This is a genomic window from Mucilaginibacter straminoryzae (assembly GCF_022953055.1).
Classification (GTDB): domain Bacteria; phylum Bacteroidota; class Bacteroidia; order Sphingobacteriales; family Sphingobacteriaceae; genus Mucilaginibacter; species Mucilaginibacter straminoryzae.
In genome coordinates this window covers 257,319-276,486 of sequence record NZ_JALJEJ010000005.1, presented here as the reverse complement: position 1 = coordinate 276,486, position 19,168 = coordinate 257,319, and the positions used below count along the sequence as shown (strand labels likewise).

The following is a 19,168-nucleotide window of genomic DNA, read 5'->3' as shown; positions in this document are numbered from 1 at the left end:
ATGAAAAACTACCTATCCTTTGCCTTCCTTCTTTTGCAATCGCTATCGCTTATTGCACAAACCAGTAAAAGTTTCAACCCGCAGCAAACCATTACCGCAGACTCGGCTCGCCATAGTATTAAGGAACTCCTGGACGAGATGGCCAAAAAACATCCCGGCTTTTACCGTTATACGCCGAAGGCTGAATTCAACCATTTTATCGATTCCAGCCTTTCGGCCATCCAGGGGCCGATGGATGAATTAACCTACTTCCGCACGTTAAAGCCCCTTATCGCGAAAATACGTTGCGTGCATACCGGTGTTTCCTTACCCGAGCAATATATCAACTTCCTGAATGAACAACCGAATATGCTGCCGCTGGATGTTTACTTCACCGACGAAAAAGCCTACCTCATTAAAAACTATTCAAATAATAGCGCAGTACCCGTCGGTGCTGAACTGCTGAGCATTAACGGACATCCCATTACTGCAATTAAAACACAATTGTTTGAAATGATATCGTCAGATGGTTTTAATGAGACCTGGAAGTACCAGGCCATCAATAATCGCTTCGCGCAGGTTTACCGCACTAACTATAAGGTTAGCGATTCTTTTAAGATCCGCGTAGCGACTAACCAGGGCGAAAAGGAATTTGACCTGCCTGCCGTTCGCAATGATCAGATACCGGTACCTGCGGCCATGGACTTGGGCAAGCACCCCCGGTTGAGCTTTAACAAGAAAGATTCCGTCGCTATCCTGACCATTCGCTCGTTTGGCGAAACGGATATCAAAGCCGGCGGACAACAGTTTAAGAAGTTTATTGCCGGCGTTTTCAAAGAGCTTAAGGCGCAGCATACCGGGAAGCTGGTGATCGATCTGCGAAATAATACCGGTGGCAGCGACCCTAACGCGGCTTTGCTGTGCAGGTACCTGATCGACCGGCCTTTCCGTTACTGGGACCGGATCGAGGTGACCGAGCCCTTTGCTTTAAGCATAAAAGGTTCGGCCAAGCTCGTCTACGGCAAACCCTTAAAGGCGGATTCCGGCTACCTCTGGCGGAAATCTAAATTTACCCGTGAATTTGATTTTTACGAGCCGCAGCAACCTGAAGACGATGTTTATAGAGGAAAACTGGTCGTATTGATCAATGGCGCCTGTTTGTCGTCTTGTGCAGACGTTGCTGCGGTGTTGCAGTACAACAAACGTGCAACAATGGTCGGCGAGGAAACGGGCGGGGACTACGGGGGCAATAACAGCGGACTGATCCCCGAAGCCCAGGTCGCTTTCGGTATAAAAGTTTCTATCCCTTTGCTGAAGTATATTAACGCCGTGGATCAAAACAAAAACTTCGGGCATGGCACTACTCCTGACATCATTGTTGAACCCTCTTTGAGCGATATTTTAACTGGGCGGGATGCGGTCTTAGCCAAGGTATTACAGCATTTAGCCAATTAAGTGTCACACTTACCATTTGCGTCAATTTCCATATGAAACGATTCATTCACCTCATTACCTTTATCATCACCAGTTATACTGCCTCGGCACAATCCCCCGCCGAGCGCGTCGATGAAATTATCCGGCGGGAAATGCAGGAACGCAAGGTCCCCGGATTGCAGATCGCCATCGTCAAGAACGGCGAGATCGAGTTGAGCCGCTCCTATGGCCTGGCCAATCTCCAGGACAGCGTACCGGTGGATAACCGGACGATCTTCCCGATCAACTCCTGCACTAAGGTTTTTACCAGTGTAGCGGTCATGCGGCTGGTGGAAGCGGGTAAGGTCAACTTATCAGCGCCTGTCGCCGCCTACCTGGACAGCCTGCCGCCAAGCTGGCAAAAAGTAACGGTCAGGCAATTGCTGACCCATACCTCCGGTCTCCCTGACCTGCTTAAACTGCTAGACCCCAATACCGGCGGCTTAGCCGCATTAAAAACCGAAAAAGGCGCCTGGGAAAAGCTGAAAGCCCAAGCTTTGGATTTTCAGCCAGGCGAACGCTTCAGTTATAACCAGACCAATGGCTATTTGCTCGGCAAGATCATCGAGAAATTTTCCGTGCAGCCCTTTGCAGAGGTCTATGCCGAAACCCAGTTCGGCCCATTGAACATGAGCCACACGCTGTTCGGGGACTCACGTGATGTGATCCCGCATTACGCGCCGACCTACTTTTTCCGCGGCGCGCTTGATGGCAGGCGGCTGACCCAACCAATACTGGTTAACAATTATTATGAATTTCCCTATTTCCGCAGGACCGGGTCCGGGTTGAATAGCACTGCGGAGGACGTAGCACACTGGCTGATCGCCCTGCAAAGCGGCAAATTGATCGCTTCCAAAGCCCTTCGCGACACCATGTGGTCGCAGGCTAAATTCAACAACGGTCAGCCAACCCCCTGGGCCTTAGGCTGGGGCATTGCCAAAGTTAGGCCTAAGCACCGGGCCATGGGCATGTCCGGCGGGGGGCGCGCCGCTTTTTTATTGTATCCCGATGATGACCTGGCTGTTATCGTTTTCGATAACCTCGGCAACAGCAATCCCGAAGATTACCTGGAAGAGATCGCGGCGTGTTACCTGCCTGACATTGCTGAGGCGGATCCGCTGACCTTTTTAAGGACCAACCTGAGAAAAGTGGGTTTTGACAAAGCCATAGCCATAACGGAGGCGCAGATGAAAAAGGACCCGGGCTTTCGTCCCAACGAGTTCGAGCTGAATGAGTGGGCCTACCGCATGCTGGACAAGAATCAATTACCCGAAGCAACGGCGATCCTGCAACTGAACGTCCATTTGTTCCCTAACAGCTCCAACGCGTATGACAGCTATGGCGAAGCCCTGTTAAAGTCCGGAAGGAAAAGCGAGGCTATGAAGATGTATAAAAGGTCTTTAGCGCTAGACTCTCATAATGACCATGCGAAAAGGGTACTTAGGGAAAATGGGCAGTGAAAAACGCTTTGCAAAATTCGATTATTTGCCCCTCAATATCATGTGATTATTATGATTATTAAAATCACTAGTACAACCATACTTATGAAATTCATGATTGCTGTTATTTATCGGGGGCTGGCATATTTACGCGCGGAAGCGCCGGTAAGCTCTGGTCACTGTTCGATTTAGCCGGATCAGCTGCATTGGTGACCAGGTTCTTAAAAAATATACCTGCGATATTCGCATCCAAACGCACGGTCCTTACCGTTGACCCAAAGGTCCGTAGGATAGCTGCCAACAAGCTGGAATTGAAGACATTAATCGGCATAATAAAATGGTACCCGATTTGGCACCCTTTTAAAAAGTTTCAACGGTGCGACCAAAGACCATTTCGGTCTAAAATATGCTTATTTGAGTGTATTTGACAGGATTTGACAATTGGGTTCGAGTCCCATCAGTCAGAAATAAAAAAAACCTGTAAGTCAGCGACTTACAGGTTTTTAATCATTTCTAGCGGAATGGACGGGACTCGAACCCGCGACCCCATGCGTGACAGGCATGTATTCTAACCAGCTGAACTACCACTCCTCCCGTTTGGGACTGCAAATATAGAAACTAATTTCAGTTTATAAAATCCATTTCGTTGCTTTTACCGATAAAGCCTTTGTCATCACAATCTTTAAATGTTGTCATCTTATTTTCACATCAATTTAATTAATCGTTTGATTAAAATGTTTTTCAAAGCTTTGCGTCTGTCTACTTAAACACAACACGCACAATATGAATACCTCTGAAAATCCTCATAAACTTTCTTCATTCGCAAATAAAGAAACCCAGCCGTCTGTTTGGGCTGATACCAATAGTTGTCAGTACCTGACCGAATCTTTTGCCTTATTAAAAAAGAACAGCACGACCATAGAGGGTTTGCCCAACGGAAGTGTCGAGAAAGAGCTGGCCATTGTTTTTTTAGATGTCCGGAATTTTACCGGCCTGATGGAAGCCCGTCCTGTTAATGAAGTGATCCAATTGGTAAGATGGTTGTTTAAAGGGTTCACGCAGATCATTAATAGCTTTAACGGCAGGGTAGTTGAAATAGCTGGTGATAGCCTTTATGCCGTGTTTGGCTTGGCAACAACTGCTGAAAAAGCTATCAATGATGGGTACCAGGCCGTACAACGGATTTTTGAAACCATGAACTGGTTCAATGCCGCTTACACCAACATTAACAGTGGTTATCCTTTGGAGATAGGCGTTGGGCTACATACCGGAAATGTGGTTGTTGGCGAAGTGGAGTTTGATGCTAAAAGGCAATTATCTGTAATGGGGCTGCCTGTAAATATTGCTGCCAGGTTGCAGTCAAAAACAAAGGAGGTAAATAACGACTGGCTGATCTCTGAACAGGCCTATCAATACCTCGATCATCAGCATAGCGACTTTAAGCCTTTAGCGTTAAAACTGCAGGGCATATCTGCTGCGCAACAGGTTAGGCTTGCAGGAAAACCTTATCAGCGACTGATAGCAGATAGCAGGAGCAGTGAAATGGATTACATCATGGCGATTTCCGGGTAATAATCTTACTTAAATACGCTTATTTGTTCTTTTCAACATATTTATCGCATCGCTATTTTTAAATAATCCCCAGGAAAATTACATTTAGCCCCAGCTTAGGTTAACCGCATCATGCTGCGACATTGGGGTAATAAAAGAACTTTCAAACACAATTTCCTGCTGGCTTCACTCCTGGGGCTTACCGCAGGCTTTGTTAACGCTGCCGGGTACCTTGCTTTTGCCGTACTAACTACTAACGTAACGGGCCACGCTGCACTTTTTGCTGAAAGGCTGGCTTTTCGCGATTGGCCGAACGCTACCATTATCGCCCTATGGATGTTTCTATTCCTGGCCGGGGCTTTCACGTCTGCCTTAGTGGTTTCTATAATCGGAAAGAACCATCGTTTTGGGTATGTAATACCTATCTCTGCAGAACTGCTGATCTTGCTTTCGGTAGCCAGCTTTGGTCATTTCTATCATGGCTATTTTATTGAAAAGGCGTTTCTGGCCGGTGGCCTGTTATTCGCCATGGGCATGCAGAATGCATTGGTGTCCTTAGTATCAGGCTTTGTAGTGCGGACCACCCACCTTACCGGTACATTTACAGACTTGGGCATTGATATCGCCCATGCAATACAATTGAAGCGTACCGAACGCAAAATGCTAATGCCCCGCATACGGTTACGACTGGTGATTATCTTTTGCTTCATGCTCGGAGCATTGGCCGGGGCTTATCTTTTTCAGTTACTTCGTTACCGAGCTTTCTTTATCCCCTGTGGGCTGCTTGTATATGCGCTGATCTACGATGTAGTAAGGGTGCATATTAAACGGTACTATCATAAGCATCTGCATCAAAAAAATCAGGACTAAATCCAGCAAAGCTAATCACGGTGATTACGTTAAAAAGTCGGCAATAACGGCCTTGTGTTCCTATTGTATTCCTCATTAAAAGGTAACGTTTTAGTGAATAGGAAAATTTTCGCGTTATAGATGCATGAGTTTTTATATCTTTATTTTTTAATTATAACTAAACTATGTCAATTAGAAAGAAAATTGAAGAAGGTGCTTCAACTATTGCTTTGGTAAGAAAATTAGAAAACACCTTATTCGATTTGCTTGATGATGACGACCCTGTTAACATTTACATGCTGACAGACATCTGCAAACAACTGAACGTTGATATTACTGCCTATTTCTCTGGTATTTACACATCCGGACGGTATAACCTCAAGGTTTTAAGTAAGGGAGATTTTAATGTAGCGTTAAACGTGGCGGAAGCTTTATATGAAACCTGTGTGCGTTTCCAGAAATTCGAACTCGCTCTTATTGTTAATACTGAAATAGCAAAGGCTTTGCAGGAAACAGGAGTAGACCTGAAATGGATTGACGGTAAGTTTATCTGAATCTGAAGTTACCGGAAATAAAAAACCGCCTCAATAATACTACTGAGACGGTTGCGTTTCTATGCGTATTGTTACTTCGCTTCGTTCTTTGCCGAAGGATTGATGCTACCTTCTGCCAGCTGTGTTAACAGACCGTCGGTCTTTTTTTCTTCTTCCAGTGTCTGGTTCAGAAGTTCAGCAGCTTCTGTATAACCAAGCGTAGTGGCCAGCGTTTTCAAGGTGCCATATGAAGCGATCTCATAGTGCTCTGCTTTTTGTGCCGCCGAAATAATACCGACATCGCGGGTGATGCTGCCTTTTTCGGTGTCTTTCATGATCTCTTCGCCTTCTTTGATCAGGCCTTCCATGGCCTCACATTTTTTGGCTGAAGCTTTTTCTTCAATAGAACCGAACACTTGTTTCAAACGCTCTATCTGGCCTTCGGTTTCCTGCATATGCGTTTCTAAAGCCTGGCGCAATTCATCTGAAGTAGCGTTTTTTGCCATCTTGGCTAATGCTTTGCTCAGGTGTTGCTCTGCCCAGTAAATATCTTTAAGTTCGTCTATAAACAGTTCTTGTAAGGCCGACTCGTTAGCATCAGTCGCTACATTTTCTTCTTCTTTTGCTTTAGTTTTAGTTGCCATTTCATTTATTTTTTTAGTTATTAATTAAACGCGATAGCATCAAAGTGGTTTTATTTCTTTCTAAGAAATAGCTTATTTCTTTTTGAACTGAACCGTATCCGGTTTCAAAAGCTGCAAGGCCTTTTGCAGGTCAGCCTTTTTCTTCATCATATCCTTCCAGGGGTCATCAACCTGTTTTACACGATCCGGCATGTTGAAAATGGTAAAGTCGGAGATCTTCAGGTTTTCATTCACCTCGTGCCAGTGCAGTGGTGCGGACACGGTAGCACCTGGTTTAGGCCGGGCAGAATATGGCGCAGCAATGGTTTGTCCACGGCGGTTTTGCAGAAAGTCGATATAGATCTTATTTGGCCGCTTGGCGGGCGTACGTTCTATGCTGGTAAATTCGGGTAGTTCTGCATGGATGATCGTGGCAATATATTCTGCAAATACCCGGATGAAATCGTAATTATACTTGCCGCCCACATAACAGTAAATATGCAAACCTTTTGATCCCGAGGTTTTAATATAGCAGTCCACATTCATGCGGTTGAAGATCTCCTTAGTTTTATGTGCCGCAGCGATGGTCTGGCTGAAAGGTACATCGTGCGGATCAAGGTCGATCACCAGAAAATCGGGATGGTCCGGCTTTTTGTACGAGCTTAACCAGGGGTTCATTTCAATGCACCCTAAATTAGCCAGCAGTAGTAAAGTAGCTTCATCTTTACCGATGATGAACTGAATGTCTTTATGGATACTTTCCGAATAGAGCGGTTCAGTTTGCACCCAATCGGGTATCATTTTCCGGTCTACATCTTTCTGGAAGAAACCCTCGTCTGCAATGCCGTTGGGCTGGCGCCGCATAGAGATAGGCTTGTCTTTCATAAAGGGAATGATCTGCGCCGACACCTGCTTATAATAGTGGATCAATTGACCTTTGGTAATACCCTCTTCTTTCCACCATAACTTGTTCTGGTTGGTCAGCTTCAGGGTTTTACGGCCGATCTTTATCGTTTCATCATCTGCCAGTTGCGTTTCCGGAGTTTCTATCACTACTTTTTCTGGTTCTTTATCGTTTCGTAAACCTTTAAATACGGGATGGCGCAGATGCCTGTCGCCGGTCCATTCACTATAATAAACTTCGCATACCAATTTTGGCTTCACCCAGGTAACCGGTCCGCGCTGATGGATTTTCTCTTCGAGTGTGCGCTCTTTGGTCACAAGGGGCTGCATTTTTTCATACAAGTCTTTCAGTGAAGCTTCGTTAAACCCGGTACCGCAGTTACCGGCGTAACGGATGTTCGCGCCTTCTCTGATACCCAGCACCAGCGAACCGAAATAACGCCGCGAGCCTTCTGGTTTGGTAAAACCGCAGATAATCGCTTCCTGCGAATTCTGCAGTTTGAACTTCAGCCACCTGTCCGAACGTTTACCGCTTTCATAAGTGCTGGTTTTATCCTTGCCGATAATCCCTTCCCAGCCTTTTTCCTTGGCAGTTTCCATCAGAGCGGCGCCTTTACCTTCCACATGGTCGTGGTAGATCAACTGCTTCAGTTGAGGGTATGAATCCAGCAGGGCTTTCAGTAATTCTTTACGTTTCCATAATTCCAGCGAGCGGACATCGTGCCCATCCAGCATCAGCAGATCAAACACATGGTAACGCAGGTTTAGCTTTTTACCGCTGTTCTGGTAGTTTTGTAACTCCTGGAAACTTGCGCGGCCTTCTTTATCTTCAGCTACTATTTCACCGTCTAATACGGCTTGGCGGTCAATAGTTTTTATCTCGTCTAACACCTGTTTGTACTTGTCGCCGAAGTCGATGTTATTCCTCGAGATCAGTTTGGCTTCCTTACCGGTATAACCCAGTGCCCGGTAGCCATCCAGCTTATGTTCGTAAAACCAGTTTTGATCCTCAAATAGTTTGGCTTCCAGCTTGGCCATCATTGGCTCGTACTTTTTACCGGATGTCTTCTTACTGTTATTTTGCTTGGAATCAGGCTCCGGCTCATGCGTTTCCGCCGGGGCTGAAACATGTTCACTATGATCGTAAACCTCAGCCGGTGATTCATGCTTCGGCAGTTTTTTTACTTTCTCTGTCTTATTGTTCAACAGCTCCTTAATATTATCGGGTACGAAGTCCTCGCTGTTGTAAGGATCGCTAACTGCAAACTCATCTTTATGCTTAATCAGCAACCAGGATTTTTCGTCTGAATGCAGTTTGACCAAGGCAAACTCACCTTGTAAAATTTTGCCATGCAGCCTGAATTTCAGGTCGCCTTTGTGTAAGCCGGCATGCAGTGCTTTTACATCGTCTTCACGGGTTTCAGCAAGCGACTCGTAGGTGCCTTCGTCCCAGATAATCACTACGCCACCACCATATTCACCCTGGGGAATCAGTCCTTCAAAGGTTCGGTAATCATAAGGATGGTCTTCTACCATCATGGCCAGTCGCTTGTCCTTCGGGTTCATGGAAGGGCCTTTCGGCACTGCCCAACTTTTTAAAACACCGTCTAACTCTAAACGGAAATCGTAGTGTAAGTGTGAAGCATGGTGCCGTTGAATTACAAATCGCAATGTTTTGCCGGTGCCTTTACCCCCTTTAGGTTCTGATGTTTTGTTAAAATCGCGCTTCTTTTCGTATTCTTTCAATCCCATACCTTACGCTCCTTTCTTCAGGCTGGCCATCAATTGGTCGTACAGGTCATCACCCGGTTCTTTAACAGGTTTTAGCTTTTTAATGGTTGGGCGTTTACCTTTTGCCTTCGCCTTGATGATCTTCATCAACTCGTCGGTGTATTCGTTCTTAAATTTCGATACGTCGAACTTCTCAGAGTATTGATTAATCAGCGCCAGACCCATATCCAGTTCCTTTTTGCTCAGTTTGGAATCTTTAGGCACGGTTAATTCGTCGCTGCTGCGCAGATCCTGCCCAAAACGTATGCGGGTGACTACTAACACGCCATTTTCCGGATGGATAATGCACAGGTTTTCTGCGCTGCGAAGCACAAAGCGCGCAAGACCTGCCTTTTTACTTTTCTCTAAAGCTTGTACCAACAGCGAGTAAGCTTTGCTGTTTTTTTGCTCGGGTTCGGCATAGTACGAGGTCTCGTAGAACATCGGGTTTACCTCGTCCATTTGCACAAAGCTTTCGATCTCGATCATACGGGTTTTTTCCGGACTGGCTGCTTCAAAGTCGGCATCCTCCAGGATCACGTAGTTGCCATCGTCCATTTTGTAGCCTTTTACAATCTTGTCGTAAGGCACTTCTTTTTTGGTATTTTCGTTTACCCGCTGAAAGCGGATGCGGGCATGGTCGCGGCCATCCAGCATGTCCAGGTCAATAGAACTGGTTTGCACGGCCGAATACAGTTTAATGGGAATATTAACAAGGCCGAATCCAATCGAGCCCTTCCATATCGATCTCATAGATAGTGCATTGTAGCCTATCTATAACTATGAAAATGCCGAAACAGTTTTAGTGTAGTAATTTCATACTACAGGCGAGTTCTTAAAACGTTTATAAAACCTTACAACCTGCCATGCTATTTCTACTGTGGCAAGGGTGAGTAAAGCAAATAAAGCGGGTATAATTGCCTTTTCTTCGGATGCTAATGCACCTGCTAAAGCCACCACATAAACGGCTGTGGGTATAATCAAACAGACGCAAAGCCAGCCTGTCCTTAACGGTATTTTAAACGGACGGAGTAGATCTGGTTGCCGGATACGCATCACAATAAGGGTGATGTATTCCATGAACAAGCCTGCGCCGTAAACTGTAACGTCGATGATCAGCAGTTCGTCGAACGACCATAGGATCATCAGGCTAACTATCAGTGAGCAGATCAATATCGAAAGATATGGTGTACCGAAACGGTTTAGTTTATTCAGTTTCGCTGGTAGCAGCTTATCATCTGCCATTACTTTTGGGATGCGACTAACCGAAAGCAGCACAGCGGTATAAATACCCATTGCACTGGCCATGCCACCTGCAGCGAGCAGAACACCTAACCAATGCCCGCCGATAAAAACACCCAAAGCGGGGAAGCGCTGGTCTGATAGGGTTTGTGGGTTAAAGCCCGATTGCTGGGCAATCAGGATCACTACAAAATAAACCACCATCACCAGGCCGAATGCCGTAAACACGGATAATAAGTAAGATTTAACCGGTCGTTCCACTTCCTGCGCGTAGGTAGTTACGTTATCCCATCCCAGGCAGTTCCACATCACGGTGTATAAAGCCATGGAAAAAGATGGAAACGGTAGACGCTTTAACGAAGGCGCAGGCAAGTGTGCAGCCAGCGAATGGTGCATCAGGCTGACGATGAGCAGCACAATGAAAGGGCCCAGTACTGCCACGCTCAAGATCATGGAAGCACGGCCTACCTGCACTATCCCTAGGATGTTGATCAGCGCGGCTACCCAGACAAATACCAGGCAAACGATTACTTGGTAAGTGGCCATCCAGGGGAAGAAAAAGCTGCCGTACTGCACAAACATTACTGGGTAAATGGCCAGGTCGATAAAAGTATAGAGCCAGGTCCACCACCCTTCATAAAAACCCCAGCGCAGGCCCAACGCATTTTTAACCCAAACATAATAACCGCCCTCTACTGGCATCATACTGTTCAACTCTGCCACTGTTAGTATTGCCGGGAGGTCCCATAACAACGGTGTAATTAGCAGGATAAGCAGCGTGGCATGGGTACCCGCATAAGCAATCAGTGACTCCAGACCATAAGGCCCTCCGGACACCGTAAAGAATACAATAAATATCAGCTGTAAAGCGCGGAGCTTGTTAGATTTTGGCGTGCGGTTCTTCAATTTTATTCCTGCTGCAGGCTTCTAATTTAATTGAAGCTTCGCTGATTCAAAAATCCGGTATGCCGATTTGTTATCAATAACTTAAGTTCCATACCGGGTTGAAGTAACTTTTCTGCCAATTTGCTTGTTTTTTATAACTTGGCATTTGTATTGCGCCTTAAAAAGTAATGAGAAAAAAGTTTTATGATACTGCTGTGAAGCAGGAGAAAGCCGTTTTGGTGGGTATCGTCACTCCTGACGAGACCGATGCCCAGGAACGCGAATATTTAGAAGAGTTGGAGTTTCTGGTGGATACCGCCGGGGGCGACACCGTAAAAAACTTTACCCAGAAGATGCAGCGGCCAGACAGAGCTACATTTGTAGGTTCGGGTAAACTGGAAGAAATACGCGATTATGTAAAAGCCGAAGAAATTGATATGGTGGTGTTTGACGATGAATTATCGCCGTCGCAACTGCGGAATATCGAAAGAGAAATCGGTGTAAAGATATTGGATAGAAGTAACCTGATCCTGGATATTTTTGCGCGCCGTGCGCAAACAGCCCAGGCAAAAACGCAGGTAGAGCTGGCCCAGTTGCAATACCTGTTGCCTCGATTGACAAGATTATGGACCCACTTGGAACGGCAGAAAGGTGGTATCGGGATGCGCGGACCAGGTGAGTCGCAGATTGAGACTGACCGCCGTTTGATCCTGAACAAGATCTCCCTGCTAAAGGAAAAACTAAAACATATTGACCGGCAGAACGAGACGCAGCGCAAAAACCGCCAGCAGTTAGTTCGTGTAGCATTGGTTGGATATACCAACGTGGGTAAATCTACCATCATGAACATGATCTCAAAGTCGGAAGTGTTTGCAGAGAACAAGTTATTTGCTACGTTGGATACAACTGTACGCAAGGTGGTGGTAGAAAATCTGCCTTTCCTGCTTTCAGATACCGTAGGGTTCATCCGTAAACTACCACACCATTTGGTAGAGTGTTTTAAGTCTACTTTGGATGAGGTACGCGAAGCGGATATCCTGGTACACGTGGTAGATGTTTCGCATCCTAACTTTGAAGACCAGATCCGTACGGTAAATGAAACGCTGAAAGACCTGGGCGCGATTGACAAGCCGGTAATCACGGTGTTCAACAAGATAGATGCTTATCAACCGGTAACGCATCACCCGGAAGATCCCGCGCAGCAGCTAACCATTGAAGACTTTAAGCATAGCTGGATGGCGGCTAATAACAGCCCGGCAATTTTCATCTCTGCCTTGAAGAAAGAAAATGTAGATGAGTTCAGAAAGCTGCTGTACGATAAAGTAATAGCGATACACACCGAACGCTACCCGTACGATAACTTGCTTTATTAAGAGCCTTCCTGCCCATGAGCGGCAGGAAGACTTAAATGAAATATCGTCCCCACACCGATCTCGGTTTCAAACCATACTTTCCCGCCCGCGTTTTCTATCGAGTTTTTAACGAACGCCAGCCCCAACCCTGTTCCCGAGCTCTTCGTAGTAAAGTTAGGTTCGAAGATTTTATTCCGCAGATTTTCGGGTATACCAGAACCATTATCTTTAATATTGATTAGTATGCGGTGATCGTTGATCAGGTAGTTGATATCAATAATACCCGGGTGCCCCGGCGGCATAGCTTCAATGGCATTTTTAAGCAGGTTATTGAAGCACCGTAATAGCTGGTCACGGTCGGCCATGATGAAGAACGGTTGCTCGGACAGGTTCAGGTTGATAAGTACATTATCCATCTGTCGGTAAACCACCACGGCCTGGTGCAGCATTTCGAAGATGTTTAAGCGCTGCATGCGCGTCTCAGGCATTTTTGCAAAAGCAGAGAATTCAGATGCGATAGTAGAAAGGCTCTCGATCTGCTCTACGAATGATTTGCTGAAGCGCTCAAACTTGGCATCAAAGCGCGGGTCTTTATCCTTCCATGATTTTTCCAGCAACTGCAATCCGAGTTTCAAAGGCGTCAGCGGGTTCTTAATTTCATGGGCTACCTGTTTGGCCATTTCGCGCCAGGCGCTCTCCCGTTCAGATTGGGCCAGCCGGTTTGCACTGTTTTCCAGCTCGGCAATCATTTTGTTATACTCCGCTACCAGGGCACCAATTTCGTCATCTCTTTCCCACACAATCGGTTCATTTTTACGTCCGTAAATAGTTTTGCTAAGGCTATGTTGTATAAAACTTAGCGGAGAAGTAATCTGCTGGGCGATCAATATGGCGATAGAGCCGATCAGGATAAATATGATCGCATAGATATTGATCATCGCATTTAGCAGCGACCCCAGCCGCTCGCGGTACTCTAACTCATTAGAGAAGAAAGGCAATTGTAAAAAGGCAATGGTTTCACCCCTGTTATTCCTTATCGGCGCATAACCGGCCTTATAATTTAAATCGCCGATACGCTCGGTATTTACCAGTTCGGATTTTTGAAGCTTGTTCATGTAAATGAAAGCTTTCCCGTTCATTTTAGGCATTAACAGGCCTAAACGGTAAACTTTCGGTTGGGTAGAGAATAGCAGGTTACCCTTGCGGTCAAACAGGTTCAGGTCAGCAGAATAAGCGTCGGCAAAGGCATTGAAACTTACCTGCGTTTCCTGCTTCAGCGGGTCTGTATCCTTATCCATGTAGTTCTCCAGCGCTGAGGCAATTCTCAGTATCCTGTCGGTAAGCGCGCTGTTTTGCTGCTCCTGGTATTGCGATGATATAGAAAAATAGGTAATGATCGCCACCAACAGTAAGGTAACCACCACGGCAAAAATCATGGAGAACTGTATGCGCGTTTTGTAAAGTATCCGCTCCAGGTTAATGCTGAAAGCCCAGCGTACGCTGTTTTCCGTTACAGATACCAATTTCACCCTGCTCCAAAGCCATCTTAAGGCCAGTACAATACCATTAAATACCAGCAGAAAAACAAAGAAGAAGGTGAGCGAGGTAATGCCGTTTAAAACCGGGTATTCCCGTTTGCTGATGATGATCAGCTTCCTTGCACTTGGCTTGTAGACAAGGTGATTATAATTTACCGCAGGCCTGAAACTGGTAACACCCAGGCTACTGGTGTTCTGGAAAACATATTGCTTTAAAGGCGCGCTGAAAGTGTGATTAACAATATCGTAAATGTAACTGCCGCTCTGTGAAAGCAGTTGGTTGTCGCTATAGAAGGCGTAAGAGTAGCCTTTAAAATCGTTGCTTTCGCGCTGGCTGTTATCCAATAATAATTCGGGCGAAGCTTCTGTATATTGAAGGGGCTTTGATTGTAGCGCAATTACGAAGGTGCCCAGGTTTTCGCCCTTGTATGCTACAGGCAATAACCCAAAATAGCTCTGAAAACCAAACGATTCATTTTCGCGGTAAAAATAGTTGGAGACTTTAAAGGCGCTGTAAAGCACCATATCTTTAAAGTTGTCCAGTATATAATTATTATCGTGAGTTAAAGGCTGCCCTTTGGCATCAAACTCATAGATCTTAAACCCGTATTTAGCCAGATAGCCGTCGAAGTAGTTCTTTTTGAAATAAGTGCGCAGGTAGGCATTATTGCGATTTGTTTCTTTAAAATACCTGATCAGGTAGGGGTCTGTGATGATCTGTTTTTCGATCGCCCTGAAAATTTTATCAGCCGCACCATCGTCCGCAGCCTCCAGCTTCTTGATCAGCAGTTTACGGTTTTCATGTTCCCGTAACGCCTGGAAACGGGTGAGCTTAACAGAGGCGATCAGTGAGCTGATAATGATTATGGCCATAAAAGCAGGGGCGCTGATCTTGCTTTCGCGATACCAAATAATCCAGGCCCTGATGGCAATGATAATCCCGGCCAGGAGATAAAACAAGGTAAATACGCTGAGGTACCAATTAATCAGCGTGGCGATAATGATCCCCGATGCAAATATGATGGCCTTATTGCGAACAGAAACCTTTACCTTCATTAATATGGCCAGCAGGGTCTCATCAATCAGGTTAAATACCAGGAAATTAACGCAAACAATGGTGATACCCATTATACTCAGCCATGAAAGGTTGAGCACATTGTTCACATCAAAGCTGATATTTGATTCTACCACCATGCCATAGTACAGCTGTACAAAAATCGTTAGCAATACGATCAGGAATACGGTGGATAAAACGACTATAGCGTAACCTGTCGCCTGGTTTTTAACTTCTTTTGTTAACAGCCGGAAACGGTTAACATAAATAAAACCGGTAAACCAACACAACAGCAGAACATTGATACATAAATCGCCGAAGGATGGAAAAAGCCAGCCATTTGCGTACCAGTGCGGATTAAACAATTCTGTTTCATACAGGCATTCGGGCCAGCCCAGCAGGTTAGCAGCTTTAACGGCTACTATAAATAAAAACAGCAGTGCAACCGCCTGCCACAATTTGCCTTTCCTGGCCAGGTTCCGGCAAATGATATTGATCAGCAGGCTGATAAGCAGAAAGGTAATTGTCCATAACAAAATCTGGCCAATGTAGTTACCCTGGTAGGCGCCTGATTTAAGTTTAACAGAGAAGAGATACTTGCCGTCTATACTGTGTATGTTATAGACGTGGGCATCGGTAAAATCGGCAAGTTCCAGGTCGTTTTCTGTCTTCAGATCCTGGTCAAAGGCATTATGCAGGTATTGGTTACGAATGGGATACGATGGCTTAACATGGATAAAAAATATCGCCGTAAAATTACCCCTGCTTTTTTTAATGGCCTCGTAGTAACCGTTCTGCGTTTTAATGAAAGATCGCCCTTCTTTAACCTTATCATTTTCAGCCAGCACTTTTACCCCAGACCAAAAAGAAAGCTTACCATCTACCAGCGTGCTTAACCATATCCGATGGGTATTGGTTACCTCTTCAATAAAAGAAAGCGCGTCGCGCTGGTTATGCGGAAGGGTATTTAGTTGTGCAAACCGAGATGGGTTATTTAGTATACCGTCTACATACGTTTCTTTTTTTTGTATCGCTTTCTCCAGCAGCTTGCCAGATTGCTTAAGATCATAGGCAGGGGTATGGGTTTGCTGTACAACAATTGCTGTAAGCAGTAGAGCGGCACAAACTATAGCCAGCCAAACACGTATTTTAGCTGAAGCGTTCAAAAAGGCAGTTTTTCAGGCAAATGTAAAGGTAGTATAAAAACAAAAAGCCACGTTAAAGTGGCTTAAATATTTATGCGTTAATCGTGGCGCTGTTAGTCGGTATAGCGCGGTCAACCTTTTTAACCAGACCCTGCAGTACATTGCCTGGCCCGACTTCGGTAAACGATGTGGCACCATCTTCCAGCATATGCTTTACCGTTTGCGTCCACCTAACGGCGCCGGTAAGCTGTGCGATCAGATTATGTTTTATATGCTCGGGATCAGTATATGGCTTAGCATCAATATTTTGATAAATAGGGCAAACCGGCGAATTGATCGTGGTTTTAACGATAGCTTCTTCCAGTTCAACCCGGGCTGATTCCATTAAAGGAGAGTGGAATGCGCCGCCAACGTTCAGCTTTAACACTCTTTTCGCGCCGGCAGCGGTAAGTTTCTCCATCGCCAGTTCCACGCCTGAAACGGTTCCGGAAATAACCAGCTGGCCCGGGCAGTTGTAATTAGCAGGCACTACTACATCGCTGATCTGGTGGCAGATATCCTCCACGGTAAAATCATCCAGGCCAAGTACTGCTGCCATAGTAGAAGGTTGTATTTCGCAGGCTTTTTGCATGGCATTAGCACGTGCAGCTACCAAACGCAGGCCGTCTTCGAACGATAACGCACCGGCGGCTACCAGGGCAGAAAATTCGCCCAGGGAATGCCCGGCTACCATATTTGGCTGAAAATCGTCACCTAATACTTTTGCTAGTATTACAGAATGCAGGAAAATAGCAGGTTGTGTTACGCTGGTCTGCTTTAATTCTTCCTCTGTTCCGCTGAACATAATATCGGTAATACGGAAGCCTAAAATTTCATTTGCTTGTTCAAAAAGCGCACGGGCCTGTTCAGACTGGTCGTACAGATCTTTGCCCATTCCTGTGAACTGGGCGCCTTGTCCCGGAAAAACGTATGCTTTCAATTTAGTAATTAGTTTTTTGGTTATTCAGTTATTAAGGTAAGGCAGCAACAGGTACTGCTTTAGCTCAGTTTACTTGCTATCAGGTTCAAAAATTCGGTACGTGTTTTCTCTTTTAAGAATTCGCCGGTAAAGGCAGAAGTGGTGGTTACCGAGTTTTGTTTCTGTACGCCACGCATGCTCATGCACAAATGGCGGCATTCGATTACTACGCCTACGCCTAAGGGCTGTAAGGTGTCCTGGATACAATCGCGGATCTCATTCGTCAGGCGTTCCTGAACCTGCAACCTTCTCGAAAACACATCTACCACACGCGGGACCTTGCTTAGCCCTACTACATGCCCGTTAGGGATATAAGCCACGTGGGCTTTACCAAAAAACGGCAGCATGTGGTGCTCGCACATTGAATATACCTCAATATCCTTTACCACCACCATCTGGCTGTACTCTTCCTTAAACATGGCAGATCTTAGAATCTCTCCTGCGTCAAGGTCGTAGCCATGCGTCAGGAACATTAAAGCTTTTGCCACGCGCTCAGGCGTTTTCAATAACCCTTCGCGGTTAGGGTCTTCGCCAATTTGCTGTAAAATATCCTGGTAATGGGCAGAAAGGCTGGTGATCAGTTCCGGGTTATAGCGATCTATTTTCCGGTAGTTTTGTACCCCTTCATCCCTGTCCGGAATGTTGTCGTTAATATCTGTCATCTTCTTATTCGCCAAAATATTCGGCGGAATTATTTTCGGTTTCGGCTAATTTAACTGAATGCAGAAAGACACCTTCATGTGCTTCTACAGGCGCTTTCAACTGGTTGAATATTTCAATGCAAAGTAACTCTGTTGAAGCCATTTTGCCTTTCATAAACTCCACATCCAGGTTAATGTTCTTGTGATCCAGCTTTTCAATCACATATTCATTAATAATCTTTTTCAGATCCTTCAGATCTATCAGGTAACCGGTTGCGTGCGTTATTTCGCCTTTAACAGTTACAAATAAGTTATAGTTATGGCCGTGCCAGTTAGGATTAGCGCATTTACCAAATACTTCTGCGTTCTGTTCTGCGCTCCATTCATCCCGATACATCCGGTGTGCGGCATTAAAATGCTCTCTGCGCGTAATGTAAATCATCATAATAATAATTGGCCAAATATACAAAACAAAAACAGGCGTGTTGTTTTATCTTCGTCATCAAATAATCTGGATATGCGTGTATTAATTGTAGCGGCAACCGGGGCGGAGGTGAGTAACCTGAAGTCAGAGGAAGTTGAAAGTCAAAAGTTGAAAGTTGAAAGTGATGGCTTACAACCCGCAACTCGCAACATGCAACTAAACTTCCTCATCACCGGCGTGGGTATGGTAGCTACAGCTTACGCGCTGGGCAGGCAACTGGCACAAAATCATTATGACCTGGTGATCAATCTCGGTATTGCAGGCAGTTTCGACCGCAGCATTGAGTTGGGTGAAGTGGTTGAGGTGATAACAGATACATTTGCAGAATTAGGCGCCGAGGATGGCGACACCTTTTTACCACTGAACGAGATGGGATTTGGCGACGTGACATTCGCACCAGACAGGCATCCGTTCCTGAACATTAAACAAGTGAGCGGAATTACGGTGAATAAAGTCCATGGCAATGAGGCTTCTATTGAAAAAGTGGCGTCGCGGTTAAATCCGCAGGTAGAGAGCATGGAGGGCGCGGCCGTATTTTATGCGTGCCGGCAAGCTGGTGTTAGATGTGTGCAGATCAGGGCTGTGTCAAATTATGTGGAAAAACGCAACCGCGAGTCATGGAAGATAGGTTTAGCCGTTAAAAATCTGAATACATTTGCTGCCGCGCTGCTGCGCGAGTTATAGGTTAC

Annotated in this window: 16 protein-coding genes and 1 tRNA gene; 7 read left to right on the top strand and 10 right to left on the bottom strand. The window is 45.6% G+C overall.

Annotation, left to right across the window (positions count from 1 at the left end; translation table 11 throughout):
* Complete coding sequence (locus tag MUY27_RS13110; RefSeq protein ID WP_245130485.1) at window positions 1-1,434, top strand: S41 family peptidase; 1,434 nt, start codon at window positions 1-3, stop codon at window positions 1,432-1,434.
* Window positions 1,435-1,466: 32 nt separating this feature from the next.
* The gene (locus tag MUY27_RS13105) at window positions 1,467-2,912 is read left to right on the top strand and encodes a serine hydrolase domain-containing protein (protein ID WP_245130484.1); all 1,446 of its coding nucleotides are present in this window, start codon (window positions 1,467-1,469) and stop codon (window positions 2,910-2,912) included.
* Between the two features lie 103 nt (window positions 2,913-3,015).
* Here MUY27_RS13105 and MUY27_RS13100 read toward each other — a convergent pair whose 3' ends face one another.
* Both MUY27_RS13100 and MUY27_RS13095 read right to left on the bottom strand, forming a co-directional pair.
* Window positions 3,016-3,222 carry a hypothetical protein gene (locus MUY27_RS13100; protein WP_245130483.1) on the bottom strand — a complete coding sequence of 69 codons (207 nt, stop codon included), beginning with the start codon at window positions 3,220-3,222 and terminating at the stop codon, window positions 3,016-3,018.
* 186 nt (window positions 3,223-3,408) lie between these two features.
* Window positions 3,409-3,482, bottom strand: a tRNA-Asp gene (locus MUY27_RS13095).
* A 192-nt stretch (window positions 3,483-3,674) separates the two neighbouring features.
* On the opposite strand from MUY27_RS13095, the gene MUY27_RS13090 reads away from it, so the two are divergent.
* The 3 genes from MUY27_RS13090 (at window position 3,675) to MUY27_RS13080 (ending at window position 5,845) form a co-directional block, all read left to right on the top strand.
* On the top strand, window positions 3,675-4,463 hold the full coding sequence (locus tag MUY27_RS13090; protein WP_245130482.1) for an adenylate/guanylate cyclase domain-containing protein: 789 nt from the start codon (window positions 3,675-3,677) through the stop codon (window positions 4,461-4,463).
* A 111-nt stretch (window positions 4,464-4,574) separates the two neighbouring features.
* The gene (locus MUY27_RS13085; protein ID WP_245130481.1) at window positions 4,575-5,312 is read left to right on the top strand and encodes a YoaK family protein; all 738 of its coding nucleotides are present in this window, start codon (window positions 4,575-4,577) and stop codon (window positions 5,310-5,312) included.
* A gap of 164 nt (window positions 5,313-5,476) precedes the next feature.
* A complete protein-coding gene (locus MUY27_RS13080; RefSeq protein WP_245130480.1) occupies window positions 5,477-5,845 on the top strand; it encodes a hypothetical protein in 369 nt (122 codons plus the stop codon).
* 71 nt (window positions 5,846-5,916) lie between these two features.
* On the opposite strand, the gene MUY27_RS13075 is transcribed toward MUY27_RS13080, so the two are convergent.
* From MUY27_RS13075 to MUY27_RS13060, 4 genes are all read right to left on the bottom strand, one after another.
* Complete coding sequence (locus tag MUY27_RS13075; RefSeq protein WP_245130479.1) at window positions 5,917-6,468, bottom strand: YciE/YciF ferroxidase family protein; 552 nt, start codon at window positions 6,466-6,468, stop codon at window positions 5,917-5,919.
* Window positions 6,469-6,540: 72 nt separating this feature from the next.
* Window positions 6,541-9,102: a DNA ligase D gene (gene ligD / locus MUY27_RS13070; protein WP_245130478.1), complete on the bottom strand. Its 2,562-nt coding sequence runs from the start codon at window positions 9,100-9,102 to the stop codon at window positions 6,541-6,543.
* A 3-nt stretch (window positions 9,103-9,105) separates the two neighbouring features.
* Window positions 9,106-9,873 (bottom strand): non-homologous end joining protein Ku, encoded by a 768-nt coding sequence (gene ku / locus MUY27_RS13065; protein ID WP_245130477.1) that lies wholly within the window; start codon window positions 9,871-9,873, stop codon window positions 9,106-9,108.
* Between the two features lie 63 nt (window positions 9,874-9,936).
* Entirely contained in the window at window positions 9,937-11,268 is a 1,332-nt protein-coding gene (locus MUY27_RS13060; RefSeq protein ID WP_245130476.1) for an APC family permease, read from the bottom strand.
* 167 nt (window positions 11,269-11,435) lie between these two features.
* On the opposite strand from MUY27_RS13060, the gene hflX reads away from it, so the two are divergent.
* Window positions 11,436-12,620 (top strand): GTPase HflX, encoded by a 1,185-nt coding sequence (hflX, locus tag MUY27_RS13055; RefSeq protein WP_245130475.1) that lies wholly within the window; start codon window positions 11,436-11,438, stop codon window positions 12,618-12,620.
* On the opposite strand, the gene MUY27_RS13050 is transcribed toward hflX, so the two are convergent.
* The 4 genes from MUY27_RS13050 to MUY27_RS13035 all read right to left on the bottom strand — a co-directional run bounded on the left by MUY27_RS13050 (window position 12,617) and on the right by MUY27_RS13035 (window position 18,437).
* On the bottom strand, window positions 12,617-16,357 hold the full coding sequence (locus MUY27_RS13050) for a sensor histidine kinase (RefSeq protein ID WP_245130474.1): 3,741 nt from the start codon (window positions 16,355-16,357) through the stop codon (window positions 12,617-12,619). The two genes, hflX and MUY27_RS13050, sit on opposite strands and share 4 nt — an antisense overlap.
* A gap of 70 nt (window positions 16,358-16,427) precedes the next feature.
* Complete coding sequence (gene fabD, locus MUY27_RS13045; protein WP_245130473.1) at window positions 16,428-17,315, bottom strand: ACP S-malonyltransferase; 888 nt, start codon at window positions 17,313-17,315, stop codon at window positions 16,428-16,430.
* 59 nt (window positions 17,316-17,374) lie between these two features.
* The gene (gene folE, locus MUY27_RS13040; protein WP_245130472.1) at window positions 17,375-18,016 is read right to left on the bottom strand and encodes a GTP cyclohydrolase I FolE; all 642 of its coding nucleotides are present in this window, start codon (window positions 18,014-18,016) and stop codon (window positions 17,375-17,377) included.
* A gap of 4 nt (window positions 18,017-18,020) precedes the next feature.
* Window positions 18,021-18,437, bottom strand: a complete 417-nt coding sequence (locus MUY27_RS13035) for a 6-pyruvoyl trahydropterin synthase family protein (protein ID WP_245130502.1) — start codon at window positions 18,435-18,437, stop codon at window positions 18,021-18,023.
* 75 nt (window positions 18,438-18,512) lie between these two features.
* Here MUY27_RS13035 and mqnB point away from each other — a divergent pair, with 75 nt between their 5' ends.
* The gene (gene mqnB / locus MUY27_RS13030) at window positions 18,513-19,163 is read left to right on the top strand and encodes a futalosine hydrolase (RefSeq protein ID WP_245130471.1); all 651 of its coding nucleotides are present in this window, start codon (window positions 18,513-18,515) and stop codon (window positions 19,161-19,163) included.
* Window positions 19,164-19,168 lie beyond the last annotated feature (5 nt).